Raw genomic sequence first — 13,430 nt, 5'->3', positions numbered from 1 at the left:
TTACCTCCCGGCAGACAAATATCCGAGTTGTATATCTAAATCGCGTAATACTTTACGAAGTTTACGATCTGAAATATCTCGCAAAGACAAGTCTTCCAACTGTTCAGCGCGCTCTTCTTCTGTCATATCGTCAATATCGCTAACAGTATCTTTAGTTCCATGCTCACGCTTCTTCAAAGCGCTAAAACCTTCTGCCATTGCGCGCGAAACAATCAAAAATCCAGTGTGGCCAATCATCGCGTGATCTGGGCGAACCGCCAAACCTTGCGCTTTCCAAGTGCGCTCCAATGTTTCCTGAATTTCCGGCTCAGTCCACACGCCACTTTCTCGCAAAGCTTCAGCCATTCGAGACATTTGCGTCGTAGTTGTCACATACGCAATAAGCACGCCTCCCGGCACAATAACGCGATGCGCTTGTTCGAGGCGATTCCAAGGGTCAAGCATGTCTAGCATAATGCGATCCACGCTATGAGCTTCTAAGGTTTTTGCAACAGAATCAAAATCGCCAGTAAGCAAATTCCACCATTCTGGGCGCTTTCCGTAGTACAAAGTTGCGTTAGATTCGGCAATTCGCGCAAAATCCGGGCGAAGCTCAATCGTAGTAAGATTTCCACTCTCCCCAACTGCATCTAAAAGACTTAAGCTCATAGCACCAGAACCAGCACCCGACTCCAAAACGCACATACCTGAGCGAATATCTCCTAAAGCTATTACTTGCGCTATATCTTTCGGATACATAATTTGCGCGCCTCTAGGCATAGAAAGCACATAGTCAACCATGCGCGGTCGCATAACTACATAATCCCAGCCACCAATAGCGCGTGCTGCCTTCCAAGGCTTATTGGACGATTTAGAAGGATCAACAATAGTTTGCTGAGCTTCACGTTTCGCGCTAACAGTAGTAATTACAACTCCTTCGCTCTTTCCAATCACGTCATCGTGACAAATAAGACCGTGCTCAGTTTGTGTAACACCGCCTGCAACAAGTTGTGCAGTAATTCGCTTACCTTTACGATCGGTGAACTGAATCTTCTCACCCACTCGTAACACACCACTACGCGAATTAACTGACTGCACAAAACACCTCACTTATTTTTAGAACGATTTTTTATCGCAACTTTTATCGCTACTTTTAGCTACTTTTTAGAGCGACTTTTATTATTTCTACTATTATAAGCTCACCGTTGTAAGCGGCATAGCAGAATCGATTGCAAAATCCGGAGCGGAAGGGCGAACCCCTGCTTCCACTAAATTCACGCCAAGCATTGCAACCATCGCACCGTTATCCGTGCAAAGCTTAAGCTCTGGCAAACGCACTTCAATTCCATGCTCCTTGCCGCAAGCCAACAAATGCTCACGAAGCTGCGAGTTAGCAGAGAATCCACCGCCAATCATCAACGTTTTAGAACCGTACTGCTCGCAACCCATCATAGCTTTGCGCGAAAGCACATCTGCCACAGAATTAGCCAAAGAAGCACACACGTCGTCAACAGGAATTTCGAGACCTTGAGCCTCGCGTGCTTCAACCCAACGAGCAACAGCAGTTTTTACACCCGAGAAGCTGAAATCGTAAGGATGCTCTTTGCCGGAACGACCTTGCGTTAAGCCTTGCGGAACTTTTAAAGTATCTGGGTTACCAAGACGACCATGCCTATCAATATGAGGACCACCCGGGTATGGGAATCCAAGCAAGCGTGCAACTTTATCAAAGCACTCGCCTGCAGCATCGTCCAAAGTCGTGCCAACAACGTCAATACTTCTAGCAATATCGTTCACGTGAAGAAGCGAAGTGTGACCGCCGGAAACAATTAAAGCCAGCACATCTTCCGGCACGTCACCGAATTGCAATTGCGTTACTGCAATATGCCCTATTACGTGATTAATACCATAAATTGGCTTATTTGCAGCCCAAGCCAAGGCTTTAGCTCCTGAAACTCCCACAGCTAAGCAGCCAGCAAGACCAGGACCTGCGCTTACTGCAATCGCGTCAACATCGCTTAAATCCATGTTTGCGTCTGCTAAAGCTTTAGAAACAACCGGCACAAAAGCTTCAGCGTGAGCGCGAGAAGCAATTTCTGGAATCACACCGCCGTAGCGCGCATGCTCCTGCATTGAAGATGCCACCACATTTGACACCAGCGTACGTCCACGCACAATAGCGGCGGCAGTTTCATCACAAGTTGATTCAATTCCCAATACGATTGCTTCGCTCATTGCTATTCCTCGTTATTCCTCATTATTCCTTAGTTGCATTATTTTTTGCGGAAGTTAAGTTATTCTCGTTTAAAATTTCATTTAAAGTGTCATTTAAAGTCTCGTTTAAGTCAGCACACATCGTGTACGCATCCACGCCTTCTGGCTGATAGTAACGTTTTCGCAAACCCATTTTCACAAAACCAAAACGTTCATACAGTGCGAGCGCAGGAACATTATCAACGCGTACTTCTAGCAGCATGCGTTTAGCACCAATCTGCTTTGCGGTTTTAATAATGGTTGATAAAAGCTTAGATGCTATGCCTTTTCGTTGATATTGTTTTGCAACGCCAATTGTCATTATTTGCGCATCGTCGCCGTCAAACCAGTAGCCAGCATACCCGCATAACGTATGCGTATTTTCGTCTATTTGAGCGTAATACGCACGCATAGGAGCTTGCAATTCTTGCGAAATCATGCTCTCATTCCATGAGCCTTTGCCAAATAAGTCGGCTTCAATAGGAGCTATTTTTTGCGCTAACTCATCGCATGTAAAATCGCATTTAGGCACTATATTGCAATCTTCTGCTATTGCAGGAAATTTAGAACGCGTTATATCAACAATCATAATTACTCAAATCGTTAAAAACGCTTCTATTTTTCTTTTGCTTTATTCGCTTCGCCAGATCCAAGCACATGCTTAAGTGGATTTGGTACAGACACATCCGGACGGCGCAAATAAAGCGGTTCAACAGCTTTTACGTGCTCATCTTTATTCGCACATTCCAAAGAGCACTGTTCGAAAATTTGCAAGCCTTGCACGCCCAAGTCAAGCGCAGAAACTTCTGCAATAACGCCAACATGCGCAATATTTCGCCAATCTTCAACGTACTTTTTAGCACCGTGTCCGAGCACATCCACGCAATAATTTTCGCTAGTTTCGCTCGCTAAATACTCGTTTACACGAGTCACAACATTTTGCGGATAGTCAATATCCATATTGATTAGCGCATTGCCTTCATCGTCGTATAAAGACATGTACACTTGGCGGCGGCGCGCATCGTTTAGTGAAAGCACGTAGTGACGAATATTAGAGTCGCAAGAATCCACATAATCCACAGGATCCGGAATATTTAGCAGCAAATCCTTCTCTATAACACCATTTTTAATCGCTTCTTCAAACGCACCAGAGCGCATCATCAAACTTTGAGGAAGAAGACTATCACACCCCAAAATTTGAGCATTTTTAGCGAACGCGATTGCTTTCGCAGCAACTAATCCTGCACGAAGACCAGTAAAAGGAGCAGGACCCACTCCCACAACCACACGATTAATGTCGGAAGGCTGAAGACCAGCAGCCTCAACAACTTTCGCAATATTTACCTGTAAACGCTCCACGTGAGTGCGTGAGTCAGTTTCAACAATCGGCTCATGACCAACAATTCCAACAGTAGAACCAAATGAAGTGTCAATAATCAGCGTATTACTCATGTTTATTCCTCAAAATCACGTACCAGACTAGCTTACTCGCTTAGCACAACTTGCGTTATTTGCTGCGATATTTATTGCATTCTCGATATTTACTCGCGTATTTATATCGATATTTCTCGCCTATTTCTTAATTACAATTTTGCAAGTCGATTAAGCCAATCCTTGCCAACAGCTTTCAAAGTTACGATTCGCTCGCCATCGCTAGTAAAATCGTCTACTTGTGAAGAGTCAATAGGCCTTTCAATATGAACCTCTAAGCGCTCAGCAGCAAGTACTCCAGCCATTTGCTCGCCCCACTCCATAAGCACAACAGTGCCATCTCCTGGCTCCTCCAAAGCTTCGTCAAGTCCCAAAGATTCAAGCTCGTCAAGCAAACGCGAAACAGTATCTTGGCCTGGAGCAAAATCTTCGCCACCCAAACGGTAGGCGTCAACGTGAATTAAAGTTGCAGGATTACCATCAGAGAAAGTTCCATGCAATTCACGCGCAATCGTAAAAGTTGGAGACACAATCGGCTCACTAATTGAAAGCCCTGCGCCAAAACCTTGAGCGAACGTTGTTTTACCAGCCCCAAGAGGACCAGAAAGCAGCAAAACGTCTCCCTCTTTAACCAGTGACGCTACAGATTTACCCAATTCACGCATATCAGAATCTGTCGGTACGCGCAGAATTACATTTTTTTCTTCATCTAATACCATCGTATTATTCTTCCTTATTTACCGCGAGACGCAATAAGCATAATACACTTTTCTAAAGCATAATTCGCATCGCTAGATCCGCCTTTGCACTGCTCATCTGCCCATGCTAAACATTTCACACACTCACAAACTCCATCGCTATACCAACCAGCTAATTGTTTCATAGCGATATTCAATGCCCACGGATTCACTTTTGCTTCAGCTTGAGAAATCTCACCATTTCTTACAGCAATAGCTTTGGATATAATGCGCATTTTGGCAGCAAGAGAACCTATAAGAGCAATTGGATCAACGCCCTGATTAATAGCAGTACGAGCGGCTAAAACAGCTTCACCAGTACGACCTGCAACAGCTTTATCTGCCACAAAAAATCCAGTTACTTGAGGATCTGAAACTAAATATTTGTCAACAGTTTTCAAACTAATAGGATTCTCATCAAAGTCATAGCATAACTGAGAACACAACGAAGCTAATTCATCTGTTTTATTCCCTAACACTGCAACTAAACGCTGAGATGCTTGAGGCTCAATACTTCTAGACGATCTTTCAAAAATACTCATTACAAAATTCAATTGCGCTGCAGGCTTTTTCATATCGGGAACGTTAATAACATGAGCACCAGCACGAGTTAAACGTGTTATAACAGATTTACCTTTTAGACCACCTTCATGACGAGCAATAACCCAACGATTATTTTGAGAAGACGAATCATTAATAGAATAAGATTTAGCAAACGACTCAATAGCTTCAACAAGCGAATCGTCTGCATTTTGAATATCATTAACAACTACTATTGTCTCGTCGCCTAAAAGCGAAGGCCCAATAGCTTCATCAAAAGCATAACTATTTGCAACACTTGCATCTAAAGTTAATATTTCTGCCTCAGGATATTTTAAGCGAATACTATCTCGCACATCTTTAGCATTTAATTCATTAAGATATGCATCACCTCCAACAACAAGTGTCAGAGGATCAATCACATGACTAGACGCCATAAATCCCCCATATTTCGCTAATTATATTTACTCGCTAAAATATCACGATATTGTCTAAGAAAATCAAGCAATAACGCATAGACTATGTTACTATGAAGCAAATAATTTTAATGAATCATCAATAATTCTTCTAGCTTTACAGAAAACTAATTGCATTGATAAATAACACTCACTTCTAATATCGCACTTTTTTGATAATCGAGATAAAGCAGATAAAGATACAAACACGCTTAATTCAACAGCAAAAATAAGCCAAGATCCTAAAGATCCTTTTAGCCAAGGAAATACTGCCCATTCGCATTGACTACAGAACTGAGCACACCTGGAAATAATATCCGTACCAATACAAGCAGCTCGAGCAAAAAATAATCCTAAAGTTGAATTAAAAATAGAACATGCTAGTGAAATTAGACCACATACAGTAGCCCAATCCACGAATGGCGAAACCATAAGATTCGCAAAAGTTGCCATAAAAGATATTTCAGGCTGTATCAATATTTGAATTGGCAAAGTAAAACATTGAGCAGCAATAGTCATACTTAAAGCAGAAGATAAACATTTAGGCATGATCATATTAAAACAATTACTTAAAGGAATTCCCATAACAATAATTCCTAAAGTTGCCGAACAAGAAAGAGCAAAAGCGTAATCCCACGCAAAACTTGGATTAGCTAGTAATACAAAGCAAACAGTCAAGCTTAAAGCACTAATAGATTGATAAGGCCTTCCAATCGCAAAAGCTAAAGCGGAAATTAATCCCATAATAAGCGCTCGCAAAACTGAAGCAGACGGGTAAACAATTCCAGCAAGAGCAACACAAGCTAACATTTCAAAAGAAGCAGTAATACGCCTAGAAATAAGAAAATAAGAGAAGACTTTACGTATAAATGCAGAAAGAAGCAAAAAATGGCCTCCTGATACCGCCATTAAATGCATAATGCCAGCATGCTGAAAATTATCTTTAACACAATCAGCATAAGTAGAATCAACCTTGAGATTACTATTACTACTATCTTTAGAATCAGTTAGCACATATTCTTGCCCAAGCAAACCAACAGTAAGCCCTGGAACCAATATTTTCCCCTGATCATCAAGATTTTCAGCAACTTTATAAAAAGATTTCCATAACGAATTAAACGCAGAATGATACAAACTTGGATTCTTAAATGAAAGAATATTACTAATATTTTTTGGAATACTTAATTCAACAATATCTGGATTAAATTTCGAAATTCCAATCGTTACTTCAGAGCGAAAAGATGATCCATAAGACAAACTTGAACACAAAGGCTTATACGCATACAATCTTGCGCTCGCATATGATTTATAAGCAAAATTCTTTGAACCAACTTCATTATGAAGATTATGAAGATTATGAATATTATGAATATTATGAACAGCATCCGATTGACTATTCTCAAATCTTAAATAAGACACAGAAACATTCGCATAGCAATCTGCGCGAAAAGATTTTGAAACCTTAGGCGGAGAAATAACAGTCAAATCTGCAATAATCTTAGAACTTGGATTCTTCTGCAAATACAAACTCGCATTATTACTTAACGTACGAGAATAAGAATTCTCATTATTTGCATTGCCATAAGCTATTTTCCTAACTATATCTGCGGATTCAACGCGAGAATACGCAAAACTAACTACGCAAGATAACATAACTGCGTAAATTACAAGAAGAAAAAGTAGGTTATAGCGTCTAACAAAAATTTGTAAATTACTAATACAAACTTTAAAAACAGATTGTATAGTTTTCAGCTTTTTCGGATTTAAGCTCGTCCTACTACTACTTTTTGAAACTACAACATAGATTATTAAGCATAATAAAAGTACTGTAAACACAATCAAACATACGAATAAAGTAAAATTCGTAGCATATTTGGAATTATTAGAGAAAGTTTTAAATGGCTTTTTAAATGAATACCCTAAAGCGTCACTTAAATACTTTCCGCAAAAGCACCCAATCCATATGCTTACAGCAATAGGCAACATTCTAAAATCTTTATTTCCATTTTCTAAGAATATAGCTTCTTCTATTTTTAATTTTTTCGCTACAACTAATCTCGATACATCTTCCATAATTAACGCCTTTACAAATACGCACGAAAACACAGAATTTCTAAAGCCAAAACAAAAGAAAGAAAACTAAAATCACTAACTCAAACAACTAAAGCAAAATGCCCGCGAATCCAACACAAATAAATCCAACACAACTAAAGCAATCACTAAAGCAAAAATAAATATTTATTTAAAACATACTTTTTCGCGGAATTTAGCTAAAGTTTTAGCACCTATGCCTTTGACATTCATCAAATCGTTAATTCGTTTAAAACTACCAAAACGCTTTCTATGCGCAATAATGCGTTCAGCCATCTTAGGACCAACTCCGCGTAATTGTTGCAATTTTTCAACACTAGCAGTATTTAAATTTATACAAGATGATTTTTCGGCACTACTTTCAGAATTTACTTTATTTTTTGACTTACTTTCTGACTTACTTTTTGATTTACCTTCCGACCTATTTTCTGATTTCGATGCTGATTTATTTTCTGACTTCTCTACTGAAGCATTTTCTGAAACATTTTCTGAAACATTAGATTTTTTACTATCAACACGCTTACCATTCACACGCTCAACGCCAACACGATCAACGCCAACACTTTTAGCATCATCATCTTCGGCTTCTTTATTACTTTCACTTGCCGATTCATGCTCATCGTAATGCAAATAAGACGAATCGTCATGAGAAGGTGATTTTAAAGAATTAATTCTATAAGTTTCAGCTCGAGAATAATTCACAGATTGCGTAATAAGAAGCGTAAGACTAGCACATAAAGCGGCAACTAAAACAAGAAGTAACGAAAGAGCATGAATTGGCTTAAAACGTAATCTAACTCCTGAAACGCGATTAATATCACTATCTTCATCTTCTCTGTTTCTTTTTAATACGCAAGAATCGCTTGTCATAAGCTCATTAAGAGATTGAACTTTGTTTACTTGCATATACACCCCCAACTTGTTTATATCCCCTATAAATTCCCCAACTTTCGCTTTAATAAATACAAAAGTGCCCATTCCAACTATGCATGAAGGAATGAGCACTTTCAAGAAAAATCGTGCTATGTGGTCAGAAGTTCCAAGCTATTGCCAAAACAAAACCACATTGCAACTACAGCTTTGTTTTTTAGTCTCAAAGAAACTAAAAAACATTGCAAATAAAACTTAAATTATCTTTCAACTTCCGTCAATTTCAACTTTCGTCAGGAACTATAGAAACAATCTTAGGAGCTTTTACAATCACCTTTCGAGGAGCTTTACCACCCAAACGATCAGCAACAGCCTCTAACGCAAGCTTTTCAAGCTCGCTAGCCTCTATATTCGGATCAACTTCAAGTTTTGCGCGAACTTTGCCCTTTACTTGCACAACAGCAGTTACAGTATCCTCACCAACATATCTGGAATCAGCTACAGGCCACTTTGCGTGTGCAATAGACGTGTTGTGCCCGAGCTTGCTCCACATTTCCTCACAAATATGAGGAGCAATAGGAGAAAGCATCAGCACTAGCGGCTCTACAGCAGCGCGTGGAACATGCGGCAAAGAAGTAATATGATTGTTGAGCACAATAAGCTTAGCAATTGCTGTATTAGGACGCATAGCTTCCATCTCTACAGTTACTTCCGCAATAGTGTTGTTAAGAAGCTTCAAAGTTTTATCGTCAAGAGCATCTTCAGTTACTGCCAAAGCTCCTGTTTCTTCATTTACAACATTTCTCCACAAGCGTTGCAAGAATCTCATACCACCAACAACATTACGAGTATTCCATGGTCGAGATTCAGCAAGAGGTCCCATACTCATTTCATACAAGCGGAACGTATCTGCTCCATAATTCTCGTACATGTCATCTGGGGTAATAATATTCTTCAAGCTCTTACCCATTTTGCCAAATTCACGATTAACATGCTCTCCGTGCCAAGTGAAAGTTGGTTCACCATTAGAATCTGGAGCACCTTCTTCAACTTCAGCTGCTGGTACATATTGACCACGATCATCTGTGTAAGCATAAGCCTGAATCATACCTTGATTAAATAAGCGATGGAAAGGCTCTGGAGTGCCAACATAGCCTAAATCATATAAAGCTTTATGCCAGAATCTTGCGTAAAGCAAATGCAAAACAGCATGTTCTACACCGCCGATATATAAATCAACACCACCGGCTTTAGAATTCTGTCCATCCTTAACACCCATCCAATACTTGTATTCTTCCGAATCAACCATATTTTCAGAGTTATTAGGATCAAGATAACGCATGTAATACCAGCAAGATCCAGCCCAATTAGGCATAGTATTTGTATCTCGATAATAGGTTTTTACACCATCACCAAGATCCAGCTGTACTTTAACCCAATCCTCATTGCGACTTAACGGAGCTTCTGGCTCAGAATTAGCATCGTCAGGAGCATAAGTCTTAGGCTGGTAATCAGGAACATCTGGAAGCGCAATTGGAAGACTAGAATCAGGAAGCAAATAAGCAACCGAATCCTCATCGTAAACAATTGGGAATGGCTCTCCCCAATAACGTTGGCGAGAGAACAGCCAATCGCGAAGTCTATAAGAAACTCTACCCTTGCCAACTCCTGCAGATTCAAGCCATTCGTTTACTTTTTCAATAGCATCATCCACACGCAAACCATCGATAGACAACGCGTCATCGCGCTTGTAAGTCTTATCTACAGAGGAATTAATAACAATTCCATCGTGCGAAACAAATGGTGCTTTTCCTTCATAATCCGAAAGTTTCTCATCAGATTCAGGCAAAGGCTTAACTGTATAAATTACAGGAAGTCCGAAGGCTGCAGCGAAGTCATAATCTCGCTGATCTCCTCCAGGAACCGCCATAATTGCACCAGTACCATAATCCATAAGCACATAGTCAGCGGCAAAAATTGGCAACTTTGCACCTGTTACAGGATTAATTGCATATAAGCCTGTGAATAAACCAGTTTTAGATCCAGCGTCTTCTGTACGATCCTTAGCTGTTTTTGCACGAGTCTGAGCTTGATACTTAACCAAACCTTCTTTAAGATTTTCGTAGCCACCCTTCCAGCTTTCAGGAACGTCAGATTCCCAAGAATCTGGAATATGTTCAAGAAGAGGATGGTCAACAGAAACTACAGCAAAAGTGGTTCCAAAAAGCGTATCTGGACGAGTAGTATAAACTTCCAAATCACGAGTTTTTCCATCAGAGCATTCAACATCAAAATGAACTGAAGCACCGTGAGATTCGCCAATCCAATTTCGCTGCATAAGCTTAACTTTTTCTGGCCAATCAATAGTGTCAAGATCTTCAACTAAACGATGACCATAAGCAGTAATTCGCATAGACCACTGACGAAGATGACGCTGGAATACAGGGAAATTACCGCGCTCAGAACGACCTTCTGCAGTAACTTCCTCGTTAGCAAGCACTGTACCTAAACCTGGGCACCAATTAACAGGAGATTTAGAAATATAAGCGATTCTGAAATCATTAAGCACATCAGCTTTTTCAATCTTGCTTAAATCTTCCCAATTCTTTCCAGCAAAACCTGGAATTTCGCGCTTACCGCTCTTAAACTCGTCAACCAACTCACTAATAGGACGAGCTGAACCCTTACCGCCGTCTTTACGCGTAAACTCAGGATCATACCAAGCGTCATAAAGCCTTGAGAAAATCCATTGCGTCCAACGCACATAATTCGTATCAATCGTTGCGAAAGAACGACGATCATCAAAACTCAAACCCATGCGATGCAACTGGCGACGCATATTAGCAATATTTGCCTCAGTAGTGATGCGCGGATGCTGTCCTGTTTGCACTGCGTATTGTTCTGCAGGAAGACCAAAAGCGTCATAACCCATCGCATGCAGTACATTTTCGCCCTTCATGCGATGATATCGGCTTACAACATCTGTTGCTAAATATCCCAAAGGATGTCCAACATGCAAACCTTTACCAGATGGATACGGGAACATATCCATAGCGAAGAAAGCTGGACGGCCATTAGCATTATTACCATCGCCATCTTTTAAATCGCCTTTAACATTTGCGGCCCAGAATGTACCCTGGTCATCCCAAAGTTTTTGCCAACGCTTTTCAATATCTTGAGCCAAGCGTGCATTATAACGAAAAGCTGGCTCACTAATTGCAGGCTTATTTTCAGCTGTTGCATATTGTTTAATGTTGTCGTTCATAAATAAGGACTATAGCGACTCATATCGTCATTATGCAACATTTTTTACAACTTTAGCAAAGAAAAAACATTAATAAATAAAAATTTTACTATTCTTTTAACTAAATTTATTTTAATAATCTTTCCTAATTATACTATTGCTAAAATATATAAATTAAATATAAAAAATATTGCTAAAAATTGTTTATAGCTTGAATTTAAGGAAAGAATCATGAAAGTATCAAAAAATACTCTTTTAGCAATAGCATGCTTAGTTTGGGCAGCAGCAGGATTTAACATATTGCGCATAGGAGTTTTAGCATACCCAAATTATTTATCCATAATTAATTACGGTTTATCTTTAATCGTTTTTGCAATATTCTATATATTCATTTTCAGTAAGCTTGTTAAAAAACATACTTCAAGGATTATCGCATATACAGAAAAACAATTTTTCCTCAAATTCTTTGATGTGAAATCATTTGCAATTATGGCGTTTATGATGACAGGCGGAATACTTTTACGAACAAGCAATCTTGCACCGGAACAATTTATAGCAGTATTTTACACAGGATTAGGTGGAGCGCTATTTTTAGCTGGCATACTTTTCGGATACAACTTTTTAAAATCTTGCTTCTCCACTAAAAACAAAAGCGATAACTAACTAATCTCTTAAAATAGAAGAAAAGAAGAAATAGAAAAATACATATCTAAAAGACATACATAAATCGTGCTATTTAGCAAAAGTACCTATATAAGTAATGCAAAATACAAATAATACAAAATACAAATAATACAAATAGTATTTATAGCAAAATAGCATTAATAAAATCTTTAGACGTAGAATAGTATAAAGGTATTAAAAGGCATAATCACGCATAGAATTGCTATGAATAATGAGGTTGCTATGAATAATGATGTGTATAAGAAAAGCAGGTTATACGCGCCAAATCGATTTTTTGAGTGCGAAGGCAAAGGTTTGCAATGGTTACAAGAAGCTCACGATCATGGCGGACCTAGAGTTGCAAAAGTATACGATTGGGGCGCTAACTATTTAAATATTGAGCGCATAAACATGTCATCAAGGCCTACACCATTAGCAGCATATCGTTTTGGTGCCGCTTTAGCGCATATGCACGATTATGGTGCAAAATATTTTGGAGAACCACCAGCAGATTATGATGGAACATGCTATTTTGGGCCACTTTCAGATCCAGTAAAAATGGATACAGGTAAATGGGATAACGTCATAGATTATTTAGCTGAAGGCAGATTAAAACCTATGGTAAATCTCGCAATTGAGCGTGGCGAACTATCAAAAGCTGATTTAGAACTTACTAATCAAGTTATTGACGCTCTTCCTGATTTACTTGGTAAAGCTAGCGAAGATAAGCCTGCGCGCGTTCATGGAGATTTATGGAGCGGAAACGTGCTTTGGACTTCAACTCCAAGCGAATCGCAGAGCCAAAACAATACGCAAACTGTAGATAAAGAATATACAGAAGCAGTTCTAATTGATCCAGCTGCTCATGGAGGTCATCGAGAAGAAGATTTATCTATGTTGCACTTGTTTGGAATAAGCTATTTTGAACAAATACTAAATGGATATCAATCTGTTCATCCTCTTAAATCTGGTTTCGAAAAGCGCATGACTATCTGGCAGTTATATCCAATTGCTGGCCATTGTGTATTCTTTGGCGGAGGCTACGTTGGAGAATATAGAGATATGTGTGTGAGTTTATTGCAAAATTTGTGATAAAACAAAACATTTTCGTATTGCATTGAAATCTAGTGCTAAGAATTACGTTTAATTACTTATATGACACGCCAA

Annotated in this window: 11 protein-coding genes; 2 read left to right on the top strand and 9 right to left on the bottom strand. The window is 39.3% G+C overall.

All coding sequences use genetic code 11. From position 1 onward, the window contains the following. The 9 genes from BFS05_RS05595 to leuS all read right to left on the bottom strand — a co-directional run bounded on the left by BFS05_RS05595 (position 1) and on the right by leuS (position 11,621). Positions 1 to 1,077 (bottom strand): tRNA (adenine-N1)-methyltransferase, encoded by a 1,077-nt coding sequence (locus BFS05_RS05595; protein ID WP_103084986.1) that lies wholly within the window; start codon positions 1,075 to 1,077, stop codon positions 1 to 3. A 93-nt stretch (positions 1,078 to 1,170) separates the two neighbouring features. Beyond that, complete coding sequence (gene tsaD / locus BFS05_RS05590; RefSeq protein WP_004127109.1) at positions 1,171 to 2,214, bottom strand: tRNA (adenosine(37)-N6)-threonylcarbamoyltransferase complex transferase subunit TsaD; 1,044 nt, start codon at positions 2,212 to 2,214, stop codon at positions 1,171 to 1,173. 22 nt (positions 2,215 to 2,236) lie between these two features. After that, the gene (gene rimI / locus BFS05_RS05585) at positions 2,237 to 2,821 is read right to left on the bottom strand and encodes a ribosomal protein S18-alanine N-acetyltransferase (protein ID WP_103084985.1); all 585 of its coding nucleotides are present in this window, start codon (positions 2,819 to 2,821) and stop codon (positions 2,237 to 2,239) included. A gap of 26 nt (positions 2,822 to 2,847) precedes the next feature. After that, entirely contained in the window at positions 2,848 to 3,684 is an 837-nt protein-coding gene (gene tsaB, locus BFS05_RS05580; RefSeq protein WP_103084984.1) for a tRNA (adenosine(37)-N6)-threonylcarbamoyltransferase complex dimerization subunit type 1 TsaB, read from the bottom strand. Between the two features lie 131 nt (positions 3,685 to 3,815). Beyond that, positions 3,816 to 4,382: a tRNA (adenosine(37)-N6)-threonylcarbamoyltransferase complex ATPase subunit type 1 TsaE gene (gene tsaE / locus BFS05_RS05575; protein WP_103084983.1), complete on the bottom strand. Its 567-nt coding sequence runs from the start codon at positions 4,380 to 4,382 to the stop codon at positions 3,816 to 3,818. Positions 4,383 to 4,396: 14 nt separating this feature from the next. Further along, positions 4,397 to 5,377, bottom strand: coding sequence for a DNA polymerase III subunit delta (gene holA, locus BFS05_RS05570; protein WP_103084982.1), 981 nt, complete (start codon positions 5,375 to 5,377; stop codon positions 4,397 to 4,399). Between the two features lie 90 nt (positions 5,378 to 5,467). After that, a complete protein-coding gene (locus tag BFS05_RS05565) occupies positions 5,468 to 7,468 on the bottom strand; it encodes a ComEC/Rec2 family competence protein (RefSeq protein WP_103084981.1) in 2,001 nt (666 codons plus the stop codon). 165 nt (positions 7,469 to 7,633) lie between these two features. Then, positions 7,634 to 8,392, bottom strand: coding sequence for a ComEA family DNA-binding protein (locus BFS05_RS05560; protein WP_180978616.1), 759 nt, complete (start codon positions 8,390 to 8,392; stop codon positions 7,634 to 7,636). Between the two features lie 247 nt (positions 8,393 to 8,639). Next, complete coding sequence (gene leuS, locus BFS05_RS05555; protein ID WP_103084979.1) at positions 8,640 to 11,621, bottom strand: leucine--tRNA ligase; 2,982 nt, start codon at positions 11,619 to 11,621, stop codon at positions 8,640 to 8,642. A gap of 210 nt (positions 11,622 to 11,831) precedes the next feature. On the opposite strand from leuS, the gene BFS05_RS05550 reads away from it, so the two are divergent. Together BFS05_RS05550 and BFS05_RS05545 are read left to right on the top strand one after the other, a co-directional pair. After that, a complete protein-coding gene (locus tag BFS05_RS05550; protein ID WP_103084978.1) occupies positions 11,832 to 12,263 on the top strand; it encodes a hypothetical protein in 432 nt (143 codons plus the stop codon). Between the two features lie 243 nt (positions 12,264 to 12,506). Beyond that, on the top strand, positions 12,507 to 13,355 hold the full coding sequence (locus tag BFS05_RS05545) for a fructosamine kinase family protein (protein ID WP_103085014.1): 849 nt from the start codon (positions 12,507 to 12,509) through the stop codon (positions 13,353 to 13,355). Positions 13,356 to 13,430: the final 75 nt, after the last annotated feature.

It is taken from the genome of Gardnerella coleohominis (genome assembly GCF_002896555.1).
Lineage (GTDB): Bacteria > Actinomycetota > Actinomycetes > Actinomycetales > Bifidobacteriaceae > Bifidobacterium > Bifidobacterium vaginale_F.
Note: the sequence above shows the minus strand (reverse complement) of the source record. Positions and strands in the feature narration are given on the sequence as shown.